At 38.6% G+C, this 26249-nt stretch carries 14 protein-coding genes; 4 read left to right on the top strand and 10 right to left on the bottom strand.

Features of this window, described 5'->3' with window-relative positions:
• Positions 1–73: 73 nt before the first annotated feature.
• Positions 74–1291 carry a right-handed parallel beta-helix repeat-containing protein gene (locus DPX34_RS17875; RefSeq protein ID WP_111979805.1) on the bottom strand — a complete coding sequence of 406 codons (1218 nt, stop codon included), beginning with the start codon at positions 1289–1291 and terminating at the stop codon, positions 74–76.
• A gap of 771 nt (positions 1292–2062) precedes the next feature.
• Here DPX34_RS17875 and DPX34_RS17870 point away from each other — a divergent pair.
• Positions 2063–3514 (top strand): sulfatase family protein, encoded by a 1452-nt coding sequence (locus DPX34_RS17870; RefSeq protein WP_232824793.1) that lies wholly within the window; start codon positions 2063–2065, stop codon positions 3512–3514.
• A 342-nt stretch (positions 3515–3856) separates the two neighbouring features.
• On the opposite strand, the gene DPX34_RS17865 is transcribed toward DPX34_RS17870, so the two are convergent.
• From DPX34_RS17865 to DPX34_RS17855, 3 genes are all read right to left on the bottom strand, one after another.
• Positions 3857–4792: a substrate-binding periplasmic protein gene (locus DPX34_RS17865; protein ID WP_111979804.1), complete on the bottom strand. Its 936-nt coding sequence runs from the start codon at positions 4790–4792 to the stop codon at positions 3857–3859.
• Between the two features lie 183 nt (positions 4793–4975).
• Positions 4976–6199, bottom strand: coding sequence for a glycoside hydrolase family 88/105 protein (locus DPX34_RS17860; RefSeq protein WP_111979803.1), 1224 nt, complete (start codon positions 6197–6199; stop codon positions 4976–4978).
• 124 nt (positions 6200–6323) lie between these two features.
• A complete protein-coding gene (locus DPX34_RS17855) occupies positions 6324–7751 on the bottom strand; it encodes a sulfatase-like hydrolase/transferase (protein WP_232824792.1) in 1428 nt (475 codons plus the stop codon).
• A gap of 900 nt (positions 7752–8651) precedes the next feature.
• Between DPX34_RS17855 and DPX34_RS17850 the strand changes: the two genes are divergently transcribed.
• Positions 8652–11144: a PVC-type heme-binding CxxCH protein gene (locus DPX34_RS17850; RefSeq protein WP_232824791.1), complete on the top strand. Its 2493-nt coding sequence runs from the start codon at positions 8652–8654 to the stop codon at positions 11142–11144.
• Positions 11145–11274: 130 nt separating this feature from the next.
• On the opposite strand, the gene DPX34_RS17845 is transcribed toward DPX34_RS17850, so the two are convergent.
• Both DPX34_RS17845 and DPX34_RS17840 read right to left on the bottom strand, forming a co-directional pair.
• Entirely contained in the window at positions 11275–12921 is a 1647-nt protein-coding gene (locus tag DPX34_RS17845; RefSeq protein WP_198673749.1) for a methyl-accepting chemotaxis protein, read from the bottom strand.
• 472 nt (positions 12922–13393) lie between these two features.
• Positions 13394–14302, bottom strand: a complete 909-nt coding sequence (locus tag DPX34_RS17840) for a LysR family transcriptional regulator (RefSeq protein ID WP_111979800.1) — start codon at positions 14300–14302, stop codon at positions 13394–13396.
• Between the two features lie 274 nt (positions 14303–14576).
• On the opposite strand from DPX34_RS17840, the gene lldD reads away from it, so the two are divergent.
• Both lldD and DPX34_RS17830 read left to right on the top strand, forming a co-directional pair.
• Positions 14577–15713: an FMN-dependent L-lactate dehydrogenase LldD gene (gene lldD / locus DPX34_RS17835; RefSeq protein ID WP_111979799.1), complete on the top strand. Its 1137-nt coding sequence runs from the start codon at positions 14577–14579 to the stop codon at positions 15711–15713.
• A gap of 578 nt (positions 15714–16291) precedes the next feature.
• Entirely contained in the window at positions 16292–19174 is a 2883-nt protein-coding gene (locus tag DPX34_RS17830; protein WP_232824790.1) for a family 78 glycoside hydrolase catalytic domain, read from the top strand.
• Between the two features lie 305 nt (positions 19175–19479).
• Here DPX34_RS17830 and DPX34_RS17825 read toward each other — a convergent pair whose 3' ends face one another.
• The 4 genes from DPX34_RS17825 to DPX34_RS17800 all read right to left on the bottom strand — a co-directional run bounded on the left by DPX34_RS17825 (position 19480) and on the right by DPX34_RS17800 (position 25912).
• Positions 19480–20415: a competence protein CoiA family protein gene (locus DPX34_RS17825; RefSeq protein WP_111979798.1), complete on the bottom strand. Its 936-nt coding sequence runs from the start codon at positions 20413–20415 to the stop codon at positions 19480–19482.
• Between the two features lie 95 nt (positions 20416–20510).
• The gene (locus DPX34_RS17820; RefSeq protein WP_111979797.1) at positions 20511–21821 is read right to left on the bottom strand and encodes an ATP-binding cassette domain-containing protein; all 1311 of its coding nucleotides are present in this window, start codon (positions 21819–21821) and stop codon (positions 20511–20513) included.
• An 821-nt stretch (positions 21822–22642) separates the two neighbouring features.
• The gene (locus DPX34_RS17805; protein ID WP_111979795.1) at positions 22643–23710 is read right to left on the bottom strand and encodes an energy transducer TonB; all 1068 of its coding nucleotides are present in this window, start codon (positions 23708–23710) and stop codon (positions 22643–22645) included.
• Between the two features lie 312 nt (positions 23711–24022).
• Complete coding sequence (locus DPX34_RS17800) at positions 24023–25912, bottom strand: CRTAC1 family protein (protein ID WP_198673748.1); 1890 nt, start codon at positions 25910–25912, stop codon at positions 24023–24025.
• Positions 25913–26249: the final 337 nt, after the last annotated feature.

Here is a 26249-nt window from a genome sequence, read left to right as displayed (position 1 = left end):
TAGATCGACCTTTGAAATCGCCGTTTGAATTAATGTTTTAGCTCATCTTTAGCCAAAACAGGTGATACCGTATTTACAAACGTTTTACCCATTTATCTAACTTAGAAAATGTATTGTTCGTGATGGTATCACCCGTGGTTTCACGGCCGTCTTCTTCTCGAGTCACTATCCCCCAAGTTGTAGTTTCAGATTCTCGGCTTGCCACCCCAGTAATGCCTTTAATGGTATTACCCGAGACAAGGTTAGTGCCTTGTACCCCGTTTAACGCGATACCTTCATATTGTTGACCATAAATATTAGTGGCTCGAGTTGAACCGCCAACTACAGCCCCCAATCCGCTGATGTGATTACCGGTTATCGTTACGTTATTAGCTCGCTCTACACTAATAGGTCGAACCGCATTAGTGATTGTATTATTCAATATTTTTACATTTGTTGCAGTCCAACCGTCGTAGACTCTTTTAATGCTCAAACCGACAATCACATCATCCATCGTATTATTATTCATTTTAATATTGTCGGCGCCGCGCTTGCTAGTGAAGGCATCATAAGCGCGCTCTACATGGTTATTGCTTATTGTAAAGTGATCACCGTATTGGCCTCTGTCACCGCCTGCAGATAAATAAACCGCAGCATCTCTAACGCCATAAAACTTGTTGTTACGGATGGTCGCTTTTAAGGTGCCTGTCATTAAGATACCACTATCACCACCCGCTAAATAATAAGGGTCATTACTGTTTTTTGTACCGGTAAAGGTAATATTCTCAATTAATAGAACGTTCACTTTATTTGTATTATTACTGTTATTTGCGCCACGAATAGACAATGCATCAGCAGTAGAGGCTGTACCTTCGCGACCCGCTGGCGTTTTAGACGTGATAGGCACAACTTTAGAAACTTTTGCATTGGCCATATTAAAGTCGCCACCTTTCCAAGTGAAGTTAGCTAGCGTATTTGCACTATTACATTCGTTGGATTTAGTTGTATGCGCGTCAAAGCTAAACATGTCACCGTCTAAATTTGAAGTCGCAATAAACTTAGCGCCAGTCGCATCAACCACTAAATCTTTTTTTAAGTACACTTTAGTATCTGAGCTGATGTAGTAAGTACCGGTAAGACGAAGCGCCTTACCGGTGTTAGTCGCTTGTTGCAAGGCATTTTGTAACTGACTGGTATTGCCGTTTGGATTGACAGGGTTGCTTGAACAATCTGCAGCGTGTGAAACGCCAGACATCGTAATTAAACTTAAAGTGGCACATGTACCTAATAATTTAGTGAATGTTTTTATCATCTTTTATTATTCTCATTAATTAATTGTTAGCACGGGTGTCCTCCATAAACGACTCAGGTAATCCATTCTTTCAAATTTAGCGGCGACGGTTTGTTATAGTCTTCTCGCTCAGGTTTTATGGTTCATTGTCAGCGCTTACTCGCTCCAATCACATAATAGAGCATATGCTCATGGGGTCTCGAAGCTTGACGGCTTCCCCTAAAACCCGATCGCTTTGACTATATTCCTGACCGCTAATTTATGTGACCAATATCGGTCATATAAAACCACAATGCAACCATTTTTATTAACAATATAGTCACATATGAGATACATCATTGTTACTATTGAGTTTTTTTTATTAGGTTATGTAATATAACGGCGTGTTAAAATAAGTTTTTGCGATAAAATCTAAGTCACAATGCGTGTTTAATGCATCATTTTTGACAACGAGTTTTAAATTTATGAAGCAAAATATTTAGTTGAAGTATTAATTAAAGCTGCTTATTTGGGTATAAGCGGGTTATACGGCGTCATATGATAGCCATAAAACTTCTCATTGGTATCAATAGTGCTACCTATTTTTAATAAACATTAACCAGATAAAATGACTTCACACACAACAATGACCACATAAGATTTAATAAGACTAAAAATGATTGACTATTTTAATTAAACAAATATACTCACATTATTCACTTTTATTTAACTTATTCATTCATTTTAGTGGATTAAATAAAGTTGATTAACAAAAATAAGTCATGCTAACAGTATCAATTTAGGACTAAATCAATGCGTAACCTCAAATTAAACACCGTTAAAACGTTACTCAAACGTTTTAAAACTTTACCCATCGCCGCATGTTCAACAATTATGATTTTAACATCTGCTTGTACAAGCCAGCCGATCACAACGACTAAAGTTGAAACTGCAATAACAGAAAACAGCGCCGAAACGCCACCAAATATCTTGCTTATTTTGTCAGATGATCATGCTTGGAATGATTACAGCTTCATGGGCCATCAAGTTGTACAAACACCTTCATTAGATAAATTAGCCAATGAAGGTGTTACTTTTAAACGTGGTTATGTGCCTACCTCATTGTGTCGCCCTTCACTTGCGACAATCGCAACCGGTTATTACGCATCTGAACACGGTATCACAGGTAACGATCCGTCACGCAAATTACCCGGTGGTAAAGGTGGCAAGCTATATGAGCAACAACGTGCAGAGATCATTGCAAAAATTGACAATGTACAAACATTACCCATGTTATTAAAAGATAAAGGTTATGTATCGTTACAAACCGGTAAATGGTGGGAAGGTAACTTTGAGCGTGGCGGTTTTGATGAAGGCATGACACGCGGTTTTCCTCAACCGGGTGGACGTCATGGTGATGATGGTTTAAAAATAGGTCGTGAAGGCTTAAGCACTGTTACCGATTTTATTGATAAAACCAGCGCCGCTAATAAACCTTTTTTAGTTTGGTATGCACCTTACATGCCTCATGCTCCGCATAATCCGCCACCGCGTCTGTTAAAAAAATATGAAAACCGAGGCTTACCTATTTCTATTGCAAAATATTACGCCATGATTGAATGGTTTGATGAAACCAACGGTGAGTTATTCGACCATCTTGAAAAACGGGGTTTAAAAGAGAATACCCTTATTGTTTATGTTTCTGATAATGGTTGGGTATCTAATCCAACACAAACCGGACGTTTTTTACCTCGCTCAAAACAAAGCCCTGGCGAAAGTGGTGTAAGAACACCTATTATGTTCTCTTTACCCAGCCAATTAAAAGCCAAAATGCGTTCTGAAGTTGTCAGTAGTATTGATATTGTGCCAACTATTTTAGGGGCAGCCGGTGTAGAAATACCTGTCGATTTACCGGGTAAAAATTTATTTGACGATATGAAAAACGATTCACCTATTGCTCGCGATGCTATATTTGGTGAAGGCTTTGCTCATGATATGGATGATTTAAATAACCCTGAATCAACTTTATTATACCGCTGGGTGATCGAAGGCCAATGGAAATTAATTTTAAGTTACGATGGTAAAAATGTAAGTTATCAAAAGTACCATAAAGATGTATTAAGCGGTCCTAGGTTATACAACCTATTAGAAGATGAGCATGAAAAAAATAACCTAGCGGCAAGCAACCCGGCAATCGTTGCAAAATTATCGCAAAAGTTAGTGGATTGGTATCCTGTTACATCACGTAAAATACTGCAAAAATAATATATTAAATTATCACCGATAAGCATCGGTGCATGATAAAAAAAGCCAAAACATAGACTGAGTTAAAAAGTGTATGTTTTGGTTTTAGTCTATATCTCCTACCTACATATTTGTAACACCTGCTCACAACGCTGCTAACTCAAGCTTTTAAACCCAAGTCACTTCAAGATACAGGATTAATACTGGTGCTAAATTGATCACTCTAATTTGATGGTTTTAATTTGATGGCTTTAATTTGATGGCTTTAATTTGATGGCTTTAATTTGATGGCTTTAATTTGATGGTTCTAGTTTGATGGTTCTAGTTTGATGGTTCTAGTTTGATGGTTCTAGTTTAATGGGATTAATTGTGATTAGAAATCAGGCCTTGCCATAATTCAGGTGTAACAGGGTTATAATCTTCAGCTAAAAATGGATTACCTACATCTAAAATAAGGCGATTTTTAATATCCGCTTTAACAATGTCTTCTCCAAAATACGTTTCAAGCGTTTGGTTTAAACTACCATTTTCAATAATTAACTGCAGTCCAACCTCGAGCCGTTTGGCTATGTGTGGAACAGTGGGTGACACATAAATATAATTAGGCATTGGCATGTAAAGCGCAATATTGGGTTCTATGACAAGATTTTTTAACGTATCACGCCGAATTTCGAATTCATCATATATTTCGTGTACACCACGCGGCACATAATCAAAACGTCCTTTGTCTAACATCGAAAAAAGTGATTCGTAAGTAAACGTATCAGTGACTTTATAACCCAGTTTTTTCATTATTCTTGATGTAGTCCAGCCATCTCTGATCCCAACTTTTAATCTTTTTAAATCTTCTATTGTCTTAACATGTTTAAAAATGTTGACCGAAAACTTGTTCACTAATAACAATCGGTAATTAAAAATACCTTGTCTAACGGGTGTTTTAATCGATATTAATCGGTTTTCCCAATCTTGATTAGCCATACTCATCGCCGCATTTATTTGCATCCCGCTCTCAAGATTTTGCAACAATCGTTTATTGGGAATTGAGCCATCCGTAATGATAATTTTATAATCGCCGTGTGTCAGTCGTGTTGCTTCTAGTGCTTTTTGCATAACCTCTAAATTATACAGATAGCGAATATCTTTGTCAGAATGACCACTATTAAGCTTAACGATATCGATTGCGGCAAATGCAAATGGGTTGAATAAAAAAGTAGAAAAGACTAAAAACATGACAGCGCGTAGCACTGAAATAGAGACATTGTAGTGAAATCGTCTTAGCATCAATCGAGGGGTTAACATCAAATTATTCTCACCTACTATTCTCTTTCCTTTGCTTGTTTAAGCATAGTTTAAGTATTCTATGCAGTCTATAATTTGACCGTTGCGTGTTTCAAAAATCAATAAAAAAGGTTAAAGCAACATAATTACTTTAACCTTAATTTAGGTGTATCAATTAAAGGCTGTTAACACAGCCAGCTTACCTTATTGCCACTTAGCCATTTCAGCTGCAGCTAATAATACAGCGCCTACACCGTATAATTGAGAGTCAGACTCTTTAACAGGGTCAGGTGATTTACCGACTTGTTGTACCCAATTAACACGACCATTTGGTGAAATCGCTTTTTCAATTGCCGCCCAACCTTTTTCAACAATATCTTTTGAGTTTTGGTCGGTTAAAATACCGTTGTTTACACCCCAAGCTAAACCGTAAGTAATAAAACCAGTACCACTCACCTCAGGTGTTTTAACCTTGTTTGGATCCATTAACGAAGCAGGCCAATAACCATTTGCGCTTTGAAGCTTCATTAAACCTTCTGCATTTTTCTTGTATAACTCGATGTAACGATCGCGAGATGGATGACCTTCTGGTAAATCATCAATAATAAGCGGAAGTGCAGCAAATACCCATCCGTTTCCTCGACCCCAGAATACCGGTGCGCCATTGTCACTTTTCATATCGAAATAACGGCTATCGCGGAAGAATAAACCATATTCATCCGAGAAAAGGTAATCAGCACTTGCCCAAAATTCTTTGTCCGCGTAGTCAAAATATTTTGGATCGCCTGTCACATTACTCATTTTTAACCAGGTTCTTGGAGCCATAAACAAGGCATCAGCCCAACACCAACGCGTTTGGCAGTTACCTTCTAAATGAACTTTACCGTGACCAGATGCCGTTGAATCTAGCATTTCTAAACCGACGTTAGGCTTATTGGCTAAAATCATATCGAATACGGCTTGGGTCGGCTTATAAGCGTCTTTATTGCCGGTTTGTTCAGTTAACCATAAATAGGTTTGGCCAATAGTATGGTCATCAGCATGGTAAGGACGCTCTAACAATAATTCATAATTTTCATTTTTAGCGATTTTCGCCATAAACTCTAAAAAGTTTTGATCTTTAGAGGTTTCAACCCATTTAGTTAAACCAATATAGAATACCGCTTGGATCCAAAATTTAGCATTTTCAGATTTAGCTCTGTGAGACTCTGGTATATAACTCAAATTGCCTAATTGCTCGATTTGCCATTGTGCGGTTCTCGTCGCGATATCAAAAGCCGATTTGTTGATCGCTTTAGCACTGCTTGCTTTAGCTTCAACAGTGGGTGTTGCAGATTTTGTAGATTGACTGGTTTCTTGGCCACATCCAACTAATGCTAAACTAACCGCTAAAGGTACAAGTGCTAATTTTTTTGTAATTTTATACATAAAAATAATCCTAAATTAATTTAATATTTATATAAATATCAGAAGGTTAGATTGACGCATTAATTCATTAATAACGCCAAAATATGAAAAATGATAAACTTGATATTCCCTACCGAATTAAATCCTAATCTTTATACTCTTCAAACAACGTATAAAATTCGTTTGCTAATGATTTATATTTACCAGCTAAGTTATTTGATTCACTTGGGTCTTTAATAATATCGTAAAGTTCCAACTCACCTTCAACCGTGTAACGGACGGCTTTCCATTTACCTTTTCGAGCAGCTTGATATACATCTCCGATAACGCCAGAATTAGGATCACCTACTTGCTTAGCAAATTCCCAGTATAGGGTGCGCTCCGCCATTTTTTTCGGTTGGTCATTCAATAAGCCATTAATTGAAACACCATTAGTCCGAACTCTTGGTACAACATTTAAGTCAACACCAGCAATATCCGCTACTGTAGGTAATACATCAGCAAATAACCACGGGGTATTATCGACTCTGCCTTTCTTAATTTTTGCAGGCCATTGCATAATCATCGGTACATGAATGCCACCGTCATATAGATCACGTTTTTGACCTTTATAAGGTGAAGACGCTTCAAAAAATTCAGGATCAGCACCACCTTCATCATGTGGGCCATTATCTGAAGTAAATACAATTAATGTATTATCCAAAATGCCTTTTTTATCTAATTCTTGAATAATTTGGCCAACATAGTCATCTAATGCCGTTACCATACCGGCTAAAGTAGCGTTAGGCTTTTCGACTGCAGCAGGGTAATAGGCCGCATATTTATCACTCGGTTTACCAGTAGACATACCCGTGTAAGGCGTTTCAGGTAATTCATATTGGTCACTGTATTTTTTAGGTACAGCTAACTCTGCATGAGGCGACGAGAAAGTTAACATCATGAAGAACGGATTTTCACGCTCTTGCTTTATATAGCTAATCGCTTCTTCAGTGAATAATTCTTGTGCGTAAGCGCCTTGACGCCCGCCTTCATTTTCAACAATGCGAATTTTTTTACCATCACGCCACATAATTTGTGGGTATTGTCTATGGCCTTCTAATATAGAATACATGCCATACCAAGTATCAAAACCCATTGCTAAGGGATCGGTTACGCCCATTTGCGAACCGATTGAATACTTACCAAATAACGCAGTATCATAATCAGCATATTTTAAAACATGTGCCATGGTTACATCGAGATGCGTTAATTCAACTGTATTTGAATTATTACTCATATACCGACCATCTCGGCCCGTAAATAAAGAAACACGTGAAGGTGAACAAACCGTATTACCGGCATAAGCCTGATCAAATCGAATACCGTTGTTAGCCATTTTATCTAGATTTGGGGTTTTAATTGGCGTTTTACCGTATGCTCCAACTTGGTTAAACCCTAAGTCATCCGTTAATATAAAAATGATATTCGGTTTTTCTGCTGCGTAAGTTAACGCCGAAAAACCTAATGATAAGCATCCCAAAACACTTATTAATTTACGACTTTTGCCTAGCATTTTTTTCTTAAGATTCAACATTCGCGCTCTCAACTATTACTTAACTTAACCCCAAGTTACTTCACCTTGGAGAATAATTTTAATCAATAAATGAGTAATAAAAGCCAGTGAGTAATAAAGTGTTTCACCTAAAATTATTACTTAAATGTAGCTTTTAACTCTGATACAAAAAATTTACAACCTGAATATAATTGAACCTTCAGGTTACATATTTAAATATAATATTAACAGGTAATGATTAGCACAGCAAACTTTTGACTAATTATGATTGATTATTTTAAAGTGATATTAATTAAGCCAATTGTTAATAAAAGGTTTAAATAGCGATAAACTTTATTAAATCCACATTGAGCAAAATAGGTTTTATATTGTTTCGAAAAAAACAATTCGTAAATAAAAGTATAGATAACAATAAAATAAAGTCAGTTTATTAAATATAGCCTTTATACCTATTTTGTAATTACGCTTTTAAAAATTAATCTTTAGTTGCGTGCACAAGCTAATAGATCTGATAAATATTACTGAAGCCGCGTCATGACTAAACAAAATAGCAAACAAATAAATCAAAACGTGTAATTAATATTGCACTATAACAACGTTATTAAATGTTGATTATTTGTACAATATTGCATCTATCATCACGCCAACAGAATACAAGTTGGATATAAATCAGAATATTTACAAGTAAACAACAAATAAAACACATGTTACAATAGTCAAAGCGATCGGGTTTTAGGGGAAGCCGTCAAGCTTCGAGACCCCATGAGCATATGCTCTACTATGTGATTGGGGCGAGTAAGCGCTGACAATGAACCATAAAACCTGAGCGAAAAGACTATATGTAAGCTGAAAATTTAGGTAGAGGCCATTTAATTAGTGATAAAGCCTTTATAAACTAACGACCACACAAGACTCGATAATATGAATGTACTCAAAACAATAAAAATAATAACGATAATTTCTGTTATGGCAGGAACAGGTTGTGTATTTTCTCCTCATTCGCAGAAGCATGATGATGTTACTGTGATTGTCACTGCGCCCCCAAGAGCAGAGCCCGAACATCCTCGAACAGATGGTATGCATATAAATGAAAAAGAACATCAGCATGTCAATAAAGGGGATCGTAAAGGTCATGTTATGGATGATAGGATCCCTAAAAATGAAGTGCCTCCCTCGCCTATACTAAATGTTGATCTAGCGCTTCAATCGATTAAAGTGCAAGACGGCTTTAAAGTTGAAAACATTGTTTCAGAACCCTATGTTTTTAACCCTATTACACTAACATTTGATGCTAATGGTCGGATGTGGGTATGCGAAATGACACGTTATATGCCCGACACGCTAGGCACTGGTGAACAAGCACCTGAAGGTAATATCGCCATACTCGAAGACCAAAACGGAGATGGTAAAGTTGATAAAAGAACCGTATTTTTAAACGACATTATATTACCTCGCACGGTAACACTCGTTAAAAATGGTATTTTATACGCTGACCATACCCAACTTTATTTTACAGAGATAATTGAAAAAGACGGTAATTTAATACCGGGTGTGCGCGAGGTTGTTGACCCAACTTACGCTAAAGGCGGCAATTTAGAGCATAAAACCAACACCATGCTTTATGGCATCGATAATTGGTACTACAACGCTAAAAGTAATAAAAAGTATCAAACAATAGCGCTTGATAAGCCCATCCCTTTTGGGGCAAAAGAAATATATCGTAACCAATATTGGAAACTGGTTCGCGCCACTAGCGATTACCGTGGCCAATGGGGCCTCACGATGGATGATTACGGGCGTTTATACCACAATGGCAATAGCTCCCCTGCACAAGGCGAATATCTACTGCCTGGCTCATTACTTAAAAATCCAACTTATTGGCCAAAAATGGGCGCTGATTTTATTGGTAATGGCGACATCTATTCTTTACGCATGAATACCGGTATCAATCGCGGTTACATGAACGGCATGTTGCATGAACATGGCGATGAGCGCGGTAAATTAAAACGTTTTACTGCCGCTAGTGGCAGTGTGATATACCGAGGTGACAATTTTCCCGAAGCATTTTATGGCATGGCTATAACACCCGAACCGGCAGCTAATTTGATCAGTGCTCGCCACATAATTGAGCAAGAAGGTAAATTAAGCGGCAAAAATGTTTATCAACAATCAGAGATATTAGCCTCTACTGATGAGCGCTTTCGCCCCGTAAATCTATACACCGCACCAGATGGTTCGCTCTATATCGTTGATATGTATCACGGAATTTTACAACATAAAGAGTTTTTGACGACTTATTTACAAAATCAAATAAAAGCCCGTAATTTAGATGAAGGCAACAATACAATGGGCCGAATATACCGTTTACGCTGGGCTGATAATGCATTAGGTGTGCAACCTAAAATGGCCAATTTATCGCCAACAGAATTAGTACCGTATTTAAGTCATACAAATGGTTGGTGGCGCGACACGGCTCGCCGCTTAATTGCACAAGCTAGTATCAATGAACGAGACCAAAATGCAATAAAAGCAATTCAAGCGCTTGTCATTAACCATAATGATGAACGCGTGATCATTAATGCGCTCTGGACATTGCATGCCATTGACGCGGTTACTTACACCACCTTAAAACCCTTACTTGAACAAGGCAGTACACAAGTAAAAGTCGCCGCTATTGCGGTATCAAACAAACTAGCCAAAACAGATCACACCGCTTTTGCGCAGCAACTATTAGCCTTGGCCGATAGTGATTACCGGGTAGCCTTGCAAGTCGCTTTAAATGCTGGCGATATTCAATCGCCGATCGCCATGCAAGCGTCTGAAAAAGTGCTCGATACCTTTATTGATAAACCTTTTGTGCGTGAAGCTGTTATGAGTGGAGCAGGCTTGCGCTCTAATGAGTTAAAAACGTTATTAGGCCAATACCCTGATAAAAAAATGATGTATATCATTAATAATTTAGGCAAAAAACCAGCGGAGAGAACTAACAGAGCCCAGTTATCAGCACAAGGTCAATCTTTATATGATTTAGGTAAGCAACTTTATAACGGCGCTGGCACCTGCTTTGGCTGCCATGGTGTTGATGGTGATGGCATTAAAGGCATGGGACCTACTTTTTGGGGCAGTGAATGGGTTATAAACGAGCCAGAAATATTAGCTAAGGTACTCTTGCATGGTTTAGCGGGGCCTATCACCGTAAAACGTCACAACTGGCAAACATCGATGGTTATGCCGGGGTTAGCAAATAATCTAACAATAACCGATAAAGACCTTGCCGCTATCGCAACCTATTTACGTAATAGTTGGGGTAATAACGCTGATACCGCCAGTGAAATAAAGCCGGAATTTTTTAGTCAAATAAGGCAAGCAACCCAAAAACAAACAACGCCTTATACACAAAAAGATTTTGATTAAATTGAGCATCGCCAAGTCATTTAAAGATTCAGTGAGGGTTTAACAACAAAGGTAGATTAATTTGCCTTACCTAAATAGGTAAGGCAAACAACCTTAACTGAATTGACGCTAAACTTAACATGCTCAACAATTATTGTAGTTTAAAAGTGTGAACAGCGCTGCTTAAGTCATCTGAAATAGTGGCTAATTCACAGGCTTTATCGTATGTTTCGCCTGAACTTTCAGAGGTTTTATGCGCTAAATCTCTGATTGACATAATGCTCTCATTTATTTCACTTGCGACTTGTGTTTGCTCTTCGGCTGCAGTTGCGATTTGTGTGTTAATGTTCTCAATATCTGTAATAGACGTATGAATAAATTCTAACGCACTATTGGCATCATGTGATTTAACCGATGTATCTTGTGCGCTTTTCATGTTTTCACCCATTAATACAACCGAGCGTTTAGCTTCGTTTTGTAAATCAGTGATCATATCTTTAATTTCGTTTGTACTTTCTTGTGTGCGGTTCGCTAATTCACGTACTTCATCGGCAACAACCGCAAAGCCACGCCCTGTTTCACCTGCTCGCGCAGCTTCTATTGCCGCATTTAAAGCCAATAAATTAGTTTGTTCTGAAATACTTCTAATCGCATCTAAAATGCTTCCAATACCTAACGTTTTGACCTCAAGGTCGGCAATTGATTTTTGAACTTGTTGCATCACATCAACCAAGGTTTTAATACTGTCGTTCATGCTCGATACAATTTGTTTACCTTCTACCGCATGTTTCGTGGCTTGTTGAGTCGAATCCGCAGCGCTCATTGCATTACGCGCCACTTCACTCGCGGTAAACGTCATTTCATTCATGGCCGTAGCAGTTTGCTCTAATTGCTCCATTTGAATTTGTGAATCCGATTTTACTTCATTAGCACGTGACTTCATCACATTAGAAGACTCAGTAAGCGTATCAGACGCCCTATTAATACCCGCTAAAATATCTTTCAATTTAACGACCATTTCGGCTACCGCCCCCAAAATACCCACTTCATTTGAGTTCGGATTTATGATCGTTAAATCACCCGAAGCAATCTCTTTAACCACACGCTCAATTTTTTTGGGCTCGCCCCCAATCACATTATTAAGTCGATTAACAAACACAAAAGCCAGGCCAATCATAATACTTAATAAAATCACTGAAAAAATAATCAAGTTCCGAATAAAATTGCTTAACGCTTGCTCACTCGCCTCTTTTCTTTTGATTAAAACTTTACCTATATCATCAATGTAAAAACCCGTGCCCACGTATAAATCGCTATTGGGGATCATTTTTAAAAAAGCCATTTTTTCAAACTCACCAGTGTCGTGTCCTGGCTTACCTGCCGCATAAGTTAAATAGCCATCTTTATTGGTAACGACATCGATCTGACGAATAATACTGGGGTTTTTACTTAAATCTTTGCCCCTTGCCGCAGGGTTACGCCCATTGGCGACCACAATCCCATCTAAATTTGAGATAAAGAAATAATTAACTTCATCGTATCTTAGTGAATTAGAAAAACTAATCGCAGCTTCCAACCCCTCTGATTCGATTTTTTGTGCTAGCGTATTAACCGTTAAGGTAACCAAACTTTTTAAATGTTCACGTTTAGCTTGCTTGATATCTTGCTCATACTGAATTAATTCATTTTCAGCAACTTCAGTGAATTTTTGGTAAGCCAACAACACTAAGGTCATGACTACAATGACAATAGGCACGGTTACAGATAGGATCACTGTAGATTTAAAATTTAAGCGCATAAAATGGCCTCGATTAAGGTAAAAACGACATACTTTCATCCTTGAGTAATACGCGCGATAACATGTTCATTTATCTTTAAAAATAACTATCGGTCAAACACAAAAATACGTATAGCCTTCAAATAAAACCGGTCAAGCGCTCTGGACCCGTATTTTGAAGAAGCTAGGTCTATATAAGGTTAGCTAAAAAACGAAGAAGTAAAACAAATTATGTATAAATAATTTTTAATCGTTCACCGCACTAAATAACCGAAATATAAGTACAAACGTCTTGTTTTAACAAGATTATAACATCCTCGCGTAAATTAAAAGATTTAATATGATTATATTTGACTAAGTAAATGTGAGTGATGAGCAAAAACGAACTGTATCGATAAAATAGTCAGGTTATGAAGGGTTTAAACAAGACAGTAAAAGTAAAAAATGCATTTAAGTGCATAATAAATAAAATAGTTGCACTTGCATTAAGTGCTTAAGACGAGACAAAATATTGAGAACGTGCAAGGTAATACGCTTTAATATGCTCGATTAATAATTTTATTTTGTTTGGTAATTGTTTGGTAAAAGGATAAACGGCGTAAACACCTAAGTTTTTTCCGACTTGCGATGGAAACAAATCGACAAGCTGACCGTCTTGCATATCATGATAAACCAAACAACGTGGTAAATAAGCAATACCATAGCCGCCTAATGCCGCTTTTCGTAATGCTGCTGCGTTATTACTCGAAAAACCACCCGATACTTTGACAAAATAGCTGCCCTTGTTCGACTTAAATTCCCAGTCTCTTGCCCCAGTTGTTTGATATACATATTGCAAACAGTTTCGTTCTGCTAGGTTTTGTGGTTGGGCGGGCAAACCATATTGACGAATATACGCAGGTGAAGCGCAAACAACCCACTCTGAATCAATAATATGACGGGCAATTAAACTAGAATCATCAAGGTGCCCTGAACGGATCACTAAATCATATCCGCCCTCAATCAAATCAACAAATCGGTTATCAAGCGACATATCAATGGTTAATCCGGTATGTAATTGACAAAACTCTGCAACTGCATCCGCCAATAATAAATCACCCGATATCGTCGGTACTGATATTTTAATATGTCCGGTTATATTTTCGCCAAAACCCGACACCGCTTCAATGGCTTCTAGCGTGGCTTGGTTAACCACTTTAGCTCGTTGCGCCAGCGCTCGACCCGCTTCCGTTAAGGTCAGTTTGCGTGTAGTACGATAAAGTAATTGCACCCCCAAATCTTGCTCTAAACGGGCAATTCGCTTACTAACGACCGAGTTAGTTAAATGATTGGTTTCAGCAACTTTACTAAAGCTACCCAGTTCAATAACTTGAGAAAATAAGATTAAATCGTTAGCTTGCATTGATTATGTCAATTTTGGAAACAATGTTTTTCATTATTTCTGTTTATCTAATAAAAATAAAGCTTTAAATTAGCAAAACTTTAAAAATCACTTAACAGCAGTCATACTTACACATTAAATGACCTATTTTGAATTTTATTATTTAATTAGCTGTTAAAAATGAAGGTTATTTGCACTAATACCAATCACGGTTAATAAGAGATCAACCATTAACGACGATTGCTATATACATTTAATCACCTTATCTTGTTTAGATACCTGTAGGACAGTAAATATGATCATCTCTGCATCAACTGATTACCGAAAAGCAGCCAAAGCCAAACTCCCTCCTTTTTTATTTCATTATATCGATGGTGGTTCATATGGTGAAAATACGCTAAGACACAATACAACTGACATAGCAGAAGTCGCTTTGCGACAACGCGTGTTAAACAATATGTCGGATCTGAGTTTAAATACAGAGATCTTCGGCGAAAAATTAGATTTGCCGATCGCGCTTGCACCTGTTGGTTTAACCGGTATGTATGCTCGCCGTGGAGAAGTTCAAGCCGCTAAAGCAGCCGAGAACAAAGGTATACCCTTTACCATGTCAACGGTATCAGTTTGTCCAATAGAAGAAGTGGCACCTAAATTAGATCGTCCTATGTGGTTTCAGCTCTATGTATTAAAAGACCGCGGCTTCATGAAAAACGTATTAGAACGCGCAAAAGCGGCCGGTGTAACAACGCTGGTTTTCACGGTTGATATGCCCGTACCCGGCGCACGCTATCGCGATATGCATTCTGGCATGAGCGGCCCTAACGCAGCAGCAAGACGTGTATTTCAATCAATGCTTCATCCACAATGGGCATTTGATGTAGGGGTATTTGGTAAACCACATGATTTAGGTAATATTTCAACTTACCGCGGTGAACCAACAAAACTCGAAGATTATATAGGGTGGTTAGGTGAAAATTTTGACCCGTCTATCTCTTGGAAAGATCTTGAATGGATCAGAGATTTTTGGGATGGCCCGATGGTTATCAAAGGTATTTTAGATGTGCAAGATGCCAGAGATGCAGTGAGTTTTGGAGCCGATGGTATTGTGGTTTCAAACCATGGTGGTCGTCAATTAGATGGTGTTTTATCAACCGTTAAAGCCCTACCCGGCATAGCAGATGCTGTAAAAGGTGACTTAAAAATTATGGTTGATTCAGGTATACGTTCTGGTTTAGATGTCGTAAAAATGTTGGCTTTAGGCGCAGATTTAACCTTACTAGGCCGTTCATTTGTTTATGCATTAGCAGCACAAGGCCAAGCCGGTGTCGAAAACTTACTCGATTTATACGAAAAAGAAATGCGAGTGGCCATGACATTAACCGGAGCAAAAAGCATTAAAGACTTAAACAGTGATTCATTGATTAAACTTTAAGTTAATACCAAGTTACTTGAGGGTTAACTCTCAAGTAACTTGAATATAAACGATGGGGGCACATCCACTTTTTATAAAATTATCGATTTGATCGCCTTTTAGGGGGTATCAATTTTTCTCGATGGTGTCTTATCTTATGATGGGCAGTTCTGATGATATACCCAAGCTACATCAAAATTTATTACCACAGAAGCCCATAAACCACATGAATTACTAGGGCGTGTTTATCTTTTGTGTATGCTTTTGCAGCCGTATTTGCACGATTTATACAAGGCAGAGCGATTGCGGTGTCGTTATTCTACATAAAAAAGCGATAACGTAGTAGAAATAGGGCAAATGCGCTGCCCTTTGGGTTCAATCCAAAACGTTTTGCTCTTTGTTATTGGCTTTTGACGTAGAACCACTATGCCATCAAGCCAATGCCGCGATCAAAACGCTTTGGAATTGAACAAAATCGATACGACAAAGGTAAACACGCCCTAGCGTAAAACATGCATTTGTATTAATGACTTGGGTATAACAACTAAACGGCGTGCATTATGCGCACGTTTTAATTTTTAAAAATATCAAGGGCAGTTATGAAAAACACGCTTATATTGGTTGCACTCTTGTTTGTAGCCTCATGTAGTTCCTTTATTATTAAAGACTATACTCAAGTCACCTCAGCAGACATTCAAAGTAAACCGTTACCGTCACAAAATATGCCTGTTAAACCCAGTAACTTATTAGTTGAAGGTCGTCATGCACCTTTAAATGTGCATAATCAACAAGCCAAACTCTCTTGGCATGCGAACGTTGTTACCCAAACAAAATACCAAATTCAAGTCGCGAGCCTTAAAGCGTTATTAACCAATAATAAAGCCGATTTATGGGATAGTGGCCAAGTAAGCTCACAAAAATCACTTAACATTGCTTACCAAGGTAAAACATTAAAGAGCAATGAAACAGCCTTTTGGCGTGTACGCGTTTGGTCTGCCGATAATAACAAAAGCGATTGGAGTGATATCCAAAGCTGGGAAATGGGCTTAACCACTCAATCAGACTGGCAAGCAAAATGGATCCAAGTGAAAGATCCGGTTATTGCTGAAATAGATAAACCAGCACTCGCTTGGATGACCCATGCCGCTAATATACAAGAACAAAACACTGACAAACTCAAGAAAAATAAAAGAAAAACGCAAGAAGGTATCTTAGAAAAACTCAAACAAGAGCCGACAGCAAGTTATTTCCGTCATCAGTTTACGGTTCCGAACAATAAAACCCTGATTAAAGCCAAATTACACAGCACGGCTGCCGGTTATTACGAAATATTTTTAAACGGTAACAAAGTTGACGATCGCATCATGGATCCCGGTCAAACCGATTATGAGGAACGCATTTTATATAATACCGATAACGTTAATCCATTAGTTAATTCAGGATCGAATACGATAGCCGTTCACCTTGGCAGCAGCTGGTACAGCGAAGATATTGCTTTTAGTAAATGGGGTAATCCCGACGCCAAAGCCGCTCACAAGCGAAAAGCGAGCAATTTATCTTATGGCCAACCTAAATTCATCGCACAACTTGAATTAACCTATAATGACGGTACAACCCAAGTTGTCACGTCAAACGAGCAGTGGTTAAGTCACCCATCTCCTATTTTAAAAGAAGGTGTATTTTCGGGTGAACACTATAATGCGGCTTTTGAAGTGGCTAATTGGCATAATAATGCCGCGAAATTAAACAACTGGACACCTGTTGAAGCACTAACCCACTGGCCAACCAAAACCTTAGAGCCACAGTTATTGCCTGCGATCCGCGCTGTAAAAGAAGTCACCCCAACAAAAATATTTAATCCGCTTAAAAATGTTTGGGTATATGACTTTGGTCAAAACTTTACGGGCATTCCCACCATCAACATCAAAAAATTAGGCTTAAAAAAAGGCGAATCAGTTCTGTTTCGTTATGCCGAATGGGCACATAAAGATGGCATGATCAGCCAAAAATCGGGTGGCGGCGCTCCAATGTTAAAACAAGTAGACAGCTATGTAGCGTCAGGTAATGATGCTGAAACGTGGACCCCAAAATTTACTTGGCATGGCTTTAGGTATGTTGAAGTGAAAGGTTTAACCGAAGAGCCCCCGTTAGATGCCATGACTGCACATTTAGTGCGGAGTGATGTTGAAATAGCCGGCACATTTAACAGTTCTGATCCATTAGTTAACCGTGTACATGATATGGCTTTATGGAGCTACGAAGGTAACTTAATGGCGGTACCGATGGATTGCCCTATTCGTGAACGAGCAGGTTGGACAGGTGATGCACATGCCGCTTTAATAACCGGTAACTACAACTACAACATGAACAATTTTTGGCAAAAATTCTTAGGCGACTTCCAAACGTCTAGTCATGTTGCACCGGCGATTGTTCCAGGTAAACGTTCACACGGTGGCAATTTTGATTGGGCCGCAGCTGAAATTATGGTTGCGTGGGAACATTATCGTCATCATGACGATTTACAAACCTTAGCTGATCAATATGAAAGCATGCTTGAATACATGTATGCCGGAGAAAAAAGAATGGAAAATGGTTTATTGCGTATTGGTTATGGCGACTGGTGTGACCCAGTGCTTAAACCCGGTGATAGTCGTAAACGGTGTAACCCACAATATACTTCGCCGACGATCACGAGCTCAGGCTTTTACGCACATGCGGCAAATTTGATGTCAAAAATATCGACCTTACTTGATAAACCTAAAGAAGCACAATACTTTGCTAATTTATTCGACAGCATCAAAAAACAACTGCATAAAGAATTTTATTCGGAAGAAACCGGCGATTACGGCAGTCAAACAGCAGACGCTTTAGCGCTGCAACTTGATCTGGCTCCAAAACATTTACGTCAATCGATTGCAGATGCGCTCAATAAAGATGTTACCGATAAATGGAAAGGACACGGATCATCAGGTGCACTTGGCCAAACTTATTTATACCGCGCATTAAGTGATTTTGGGTATGGTGATACCGCTTTTAATATTTTTAAAGCGGAAGGTTATCCTGGCTATGCCTACCAACTTGATACGCTAAATGCCACTACGCTATGGGAGCGCAAGGGCTTAATCAAAATGGAAAAAATAGGCATACAAGAACCTGGTCGTTCATTAAATCATCCGTTCCACAGTGGTTACGATGGCTGGTTTTACGAAGGCTTAGGGGGTATTCGTCCTATCGGTGATAACCCTGGGTTCCAACATTTTGCTTTACAGCCCGTGTTTGCCAAAGACCTACAATTTGCCGATGTGACCTACACAACAGGTTACGGCACCATTAAAAGTAACTGGAAACGAACTGGCAACCAAGTCACATGGCGTTTTGAAATTCCCTATAACTCAACGGCACTCGTTACCCTGCCAAATAAAGAACAAAAATTATATTACAGTGGTGAGTACACGTTAGTGTATAACCCATCACCAAAATAGAAAACACCCTCAAATTATAAGGTGAGGCTCACGCCTCGCCGCTTTACAGGCCTGAATATCGCTACCTGGTTACACAAACCAATTTATATATTGATAGATATAGTCTTCTCGCTCAGGTTTTATGGTTCATTGTCAGCGCTTACTCGCCCCAATCACATAGTAGAACATATGCTCATGGGGTCTCGAAGCTTGACTGCTTTGCTTACATGGATGTAAGTACTTCGGTTTCGTCTGGAACTAGAAACCTGCCCCTAAAACCCGATCGCTTTGACTATAACCTTCTCTATTTTCATGCTTAATCAGGGTTAAACTTCAGAACGATAAAAATGGCTACTGCATTTAGGGCAAGGGTTTATACCTATTTCAGTGCCTTGATAGGTATGTTGGCAAGCGACACAATAATATTGTCTTTTTTGTGATGATTTAACGTTGTCTTTGTCATTTTTAAATTTTAATGAATCGTGCATCAGCGCACCTTGTTTTCTGCGCTGTGCGTTTTGTTTAAATTTTTGTCTGGCAGATTCATTAAGCCGTTGTCGCTCTTGCTCCTGTTCAATTTCTTTTAAACGCGCTTGCTCGCATTGACGTTTTATTTCGGCTTCTTTCTTTTGTAGCTCAAGTTTAATGTTATTTAATACACTGGCTTCTCTTACATGAAATAACCATGTTTTAGCGACATTCGGCTCACAAAGCAGCGTTTTTAATTGTGTTTTGGTGCTGTTAACAGTGTTGTTATTTTTTGATTCAAGCTGCAGTTTGTCTAAATTGATTTCAATTAAGCCCTTTATGCTATTTGAATAATCACCAAGCGATCGCCCTTTGTGAGCAAAAAAGATCCCTAATAATACGCCTTCAACATCAATAACGGCATCTAAGCCAGCCACCGTGATATCAGCACTCACATATTTCAGCATTTTTGCGGTCGTGACGCAGCGAGACTCGCCGATTTCAGGTATAAAAAGATTGTATTCTGGAGACGCAAGATCTTGACCTTCAACAATTAATTGCTTGAGCATAAGCTTGATTGCAGAATGCCATGAATAATCACATTCAACCTGCTCAATCTCTTTATCAAATTTGCCATCGTGAGAAAAGTGCCATTCGTATACTTCCCCCTGCTTTGCCACTAAAGGTCGTTTACAGCTTGGGCAAATACACCCACATTTTTTGCCGTTAAGCACCTCAGAAACATCAACAAGCGCACCTGTTGCCTCAAGCTGTGCGAATGGAACCAAGTTCATAAATCAAAACTCATCGGGTTAATAATTAAGTTAAAAAGCAAGGAACTAACGCCTTTAAACTAATAGTATACAAACATCCATAAAATCAACACAGGCTAAGCTAACTGTATTTTTTGCTTAAACAATGCCAAATGCTCATCTTGTCGATGACTAACCATCAGAATGGTAGAATAAGCCTGTTGCTCTATGCTTTGTAAAAACTGCAATATGCGGTGACGATTACTCTCATCTAAACCCAGCGTGGGTTCATCTAGTACTAACATTAAAGGCACTTTAATTAAAGCACGTGCAATAAGCACCAACCTTTGTTCACCATAACTAAGTTGATTAAATAAAGTTTGGCTTTTATCCACCAAGCCCACTTTATTTAACCATTGTTTGGCTAACGATATATGGTTATTTTCAACCGGTTTGTATACGCCAATAGAATCAAACAAACCTGAAATAACAACCGTTAATACATTGCAATTAACGCGGTAGCTTCTATGCAAATCGGCACTTACTAGCCCAATGTGCTTTTTAATATCCCATATTGTTTCACCACTGCCTCTACGGTAACCCAATACCGTAACCTGATTGCTAAAACATTGCGGGCAATCGCCAGTAATAAGCTGCAGCAACGTCGATTTTCCGCTGCCATTTGCACCGGTAATTAACGTGTGTTGCAGGGGTTTAATGCTCAGGTTTTGTGATGAAAAAATGGCTTTGTCATTATAAATAACCTGGCAATTAACTAATTTAGCCATTTCAGAATGTGGATAATCCGCTAACCTTTTATGGTTTTGCGGCCATTCGCCTTGTTGCTTAACTAACGCAGCAAAATTATTATGAATTATGCGCACATTATTCGAATTATTGGCACCAACCAAGGCGAGCTGTTGTTTATTTAACCAAGCGAGCTGTGGGATCCAAGTAGGCAAATCAATCAGGTTACTCAACATTAAAATAACGTGCACGCCACTATTATGAACCTGTTCAAGCGCCACCGATAAAGCAAGGCAAGAGTCGCTATCTAAACTATCAAACGGGTTATCACAAATAATAGCTTCGCAACCCGAAAATATGGCTTTGAGTAATAACAATTTTCGACTTTCACCTGAGCTTAAACTGCGATAGCCGGTATTTAATTTGTGAGTTAAGTGCATTGATTTAATCAACGGATGGCCGAGCTGGTCAGCCGGTAAAAAATCTTTGGCTAATGTACCAGGGTCAACCTCGTTGGTAATGTCGGACAAATCAATTTTGAGTTCGTGTTCGTATGTTTGTTGTTGGCTTTCAAAAGACACTAAGCCAATTTTTTTGTTTTGTTGCTGGTGTTGGTCAATTAAACGTTGACTAAACATTTGCTTGCCACCACCATTAGGGCTAAAAATAGCAATGGTGTTTAAATCTGCTGAGGTATTCATATTTTGTAACAGTAAACATTGAAAAAATGATAACGAACTTCAATATTGCGGTAGTTTTATGGGTAAGTACAGGGTTAGTTTTGATCAACGCATATGGCATACGTGCACCCCAATTTCGGCTCGCCACTATATGAACAGGTTGTTATCAATCAAGACACTCAGCCTATATTCGTGATGATGTTTAAAAATACAGATGGTGTTTTTAAACAAAATATTTATTTATGGCACAGGGTTTATGGTCAACTCCCATTCTTTGCACACCTATTCAAGAAAATACGCAAATCGAGCATTTTTATCTTTGATAATTTTTTATTTGTAAATAAACTATATAAATAGCAATGTGTTAGCGTATTTGTTAAAAATACAGTAAGTATAAAAATGCGCGCGAATTGAGCAGGTAAGTACGTCGGTTGATTAAGCGCTTACGGTTTTCGAGCTACGCCAAATGGCCTTTGCTTGTTATCCCACAAGCGACTGCTGCTTGTACATTTAGACCTCGCTTAATCAAATTCCTCACTTTCGTTCGTGGCTTGCGCCACTGCCGCCCTTAATATTTACAAGAACCACATGCTAACTCCGCGCCTTATCCAGTGGTCTTAATAAACACACCGTTGGTAGCAATTTGCTATGCCAAAGTAATTGATCCCGCCTCGAAGATATTGGTTAAGCTTGTTTATTTAATCGTGCATCGATACACCCCAGTTTCGGTTAGTTAACTGTCGAACCCGATGTTTAAATCGTTGCATCGTTTTCACATGCCATTGAATGCGTTTACTTTTTTAATTATAAACGCCAGCATGCTCTTTAGGTTTAAAGTTTGCCTAAGTGTCGCTATGCTCAGAAAATGGATGTTCTGTAACGTTGAAGCTAGCATTAGGCTCTCCAAAGACAAATAGTCGACATTGATCCCAACCCGCGGGAATTTTCCAAGTTGATCTATCTTTTATTGTGTAAACATGATGCTTGTTCGCACAGCGTAATTCTAGCTTAGACAACTCTCCGTTAACATCAGTTAAGCTAAACTCTTTACGGGACATGTTAAGCTGCCAATAACGCTTATCTTTAATATTTCCGTGATAGGTAAAACTCTGATTGCTAGCCACTATGCCATCAATTTTTTCTATGGTTGTCTTAAGTTCATCAAGGTACGGCTTTGCTGCAGGTAATTTTATTAATTTTTTATACGTTTTATAAGCAGTATTGTATCTTTTAAGTTGTATTTGGAGATCAAAAACCTGATAAAGCACTGACAGTTTTTGTTTTTCATTCACAAGGAGTTCAAGTGAATGCATGACAGATTGTAGGTGTTGCACTTGACTATGTTTATCACCTTTAAGCTTTGCATAGTCGGCCGCTAGCAAATGATAGTAAGAGTTTTCACTAAGATGTTGATATTTATTACTTTTCATTTTTTCTAGCAAATTTTCAAGCTCTTCATAATCTTCATCAGACTTAGCTTGCAAGGCATTTTTATAAAGCCTTCTGAATTTTGCTGGTAAGCCCTTTGTGCGCTTGTCGCCCATCTTAAAACTTAAAAACACACTATTTGCACACTGCTGCACAGGCTTGCCATCTTCCATCGCTGGCGTATATTGCCACTTTTGCACTGCTTGTACCGCGGCTTTGGTTATATCTTCACTACCAGAGTTTTCGCCTACTAATATATTAGAAACCTCCCCCTGTTCATCAATAACAAAATTGAGTATTGCCCAGCCTTCTCTTCTTTGTTTTGCCGCGGCACGAGGGTATTGAGGAGCCACTCGTTGTGCAGGTTTAGGCGCGTTAGCTGTATATAAATGTTTAGCTAACTCCGATTGGTTATTAGCATAACTATTTCCAGTAAACACAGCCGTCACTAGGGTGACCAAACCAACAATTAAATTCCGCATAGTAAGTTCCTTTTATGTATATCTTGTTAATGTTTTTATTTTGGCCAGTACTATGCATTTTTTAGGTCTTTTATTCAAGAATTGTAATAACTATCGTACAAGACAGTCATCGTTACGCCACAATCGTTACGCCACATTGAAAAATATCGGCGGATAAAAAGGACGATTAAAAAGCCCCGCTGGCTTATGCCTAGCGGGGCTTTTATTTGTCAAATAGTTAATATGGCGGATTCAAGTTGAGCAGTGTAATTTAGTCAGTCTCAACATATAACATCAGTAACCCAACAAGTTAATTATCCATCACAATCAAATTTACAATGCAACGGTTTGACCCACTTTAACGTTTGTTAACGTTTTAGTTTCGCCGTTTGACCAAGTCACGTTTATGTTGTCAATCACGTCACAATCACCTAAACCAAAATGTAAGCGGGTTTTCAGCATATGATGGAAGCTTTCACCACTTGCCCCCACTAATTGGCTTTGTTTAAAGCCGCATGCAGAAATATCAACGCGGGCGCCAATAGGTTGCGCGTTACTTTTTGGTGAAGCCGCTACGGTTATGACAATGTATTGACCCAGTTTACTTGCCGGTAACTGGTTTTTAGCCAAATACCAACGGCCTCGCTCGTTACCAAATACCAAATCCAATCGGCCATCTTGGTCATAATCAATAGTTGTTATGCCCACACCGGTTGCACCCACTTCTTCTGAATCTAAACCCGCATCAATATGCTGTTCAAAGCGCTTTCCACCTTTATTCATAAACACCATATGTGCCACATTATGCGCCATGTTACCGTAAGGAGTGATCGCTAAATCAACAAAACCATCGTTGTTAAAATCGCCCGCAGCTGCATTAGTTGTTTGTTCAGTAATATTAATGCCTAATGATTTAGTCACATCAACAAATTTACCGTTTTGGTTTTCTAATAACTTAGGGGGTAAAGGTTTACGCTTAAGTTCTTTTGGTTGTGAAGTTACATTTTTAATAACCGCACTCAGTCTTGATTTAACATAGCCACCTACTCGCCATTCACCATTGCCTAAGTAACCAATGTGCATACCTTTAAGTTCTTCACCTTCAGGCCAGCCTTTAGCTTCTTCCGGTTTGATAATTAATTTGCCATCGGTGTAATTTTCAGTTCTTGTTGCTTCAATAACCTTACGAGCTTGGCCGAGTTGAATATCGTAAGTCGCCCACGTTTCTTGAATATTCTCAATAACTAAGTTGTCACCTTCAATCGTTAAGTTATCAAACATGAACTTATCGCGAAAGGCAAAAAAGGCGAAGTCTCGGGTCTCTGAGTTGTAGTAGGCTTCTTCTTCAAATTGGAAAGGACTACGATTTAAAAACAGATCAAAATCACCGTCATTATCGTAATCAACTTCTGTGATGCTATTAACAAATTTAAGTTGCGCTAATTCGCCAAATACTGCTTCGGTTGAGTCTGTGAAAGTCCCATCGCCATTACTCACTGATAACGTTAAGTCTCTGCCACTATGTGCAATAACATCAATTTTTCCATCATTATTAACATCGGTCGTAAAAGCTTTCATTGATAAAGCATCATGCGGAATAGACAAAGTAATGGGATCATGAAACTCGCCTCCTACATTGCCATATAATTGGTTAGTGGTCAGCTTTTTAGCCTTTTTAGGCGCATAGCCCGTTACCAGTAAATCCAGTGCCGCATCACTATTAGCATCAATAAATTTGATAGAACGACCACGACCCGGTCTAAAGTGGTTAAAGGTGCCTAAGCGTTCTATGGTCCGGTCTTTGCTCACCGTAAAATAAGCTGGTTGTCTTGGGTTACCGCCATCACCGCCCCCTTGTGCAACAACGATGTCAACTTTGCCATCGCCGTTATAATCCGACACACCGAGCCCATGAGTATCACCTTTAATTAAAACAACAGGCTCAGAAAATGTACCGCCTTCGTTCCAATAAATTAACGCATTTGTACCATGTTGAGTTGTTATTACATCTTCCCAACCATTTTGGTCTACATCAGACACAACAGCCGCGCCCCATTTACGACGATACTTATCATCAAAAGGGATCACGCCATCGGTTTTTACAAACATTGACGAGCTCTTTGCAACCGGCGGCTGAGAAGAATTGTCAGACACTGCAGCACAGCCCACTACCGCCATCGAGCTAATAGCCAAAAGCCAAGTATTCATTTTTACTTTATGCATAATTTACCTTACGAGAATAAATTTCTAACTGCCTATCACCCACATTTAACATAGTTGACAGCTACCATTAAATAAATATAACATATTAATAAAGGTATGATCTTTATGTTTATTTATCGATAATAAATTTATTAATTTGAAAGCAATTGTTTTTTAAGTGTGACTAAGTTAAATGGGCATTAAAAATGGTGCGATTGAAGCTGCAGAAGTATTCAAAAGTTCGCTAGCACGCCAAAACCGAATAGGATCAATAGCAATTTACTGGGACATCCATTCTAATTGCCCGATACTCATTTGTGGCACTGGGGTTATGGTCAAATCCCGTTCTTTGCTCACC

It is taken from the genome of Algibacillus agarilyticus (assembly GCF_003286125.1).
GTDB lineage: Bacteria > Pseudomonadota > Gammaproteobacteria > Enterobacterales > Alteromonadaceae > Algibacillus > Algibacillus agarilyticus.
Note: the sequence above shows the minus strand (reverse complement) of the source record. Positions and strands in the feature narration are given on the sequence as shown.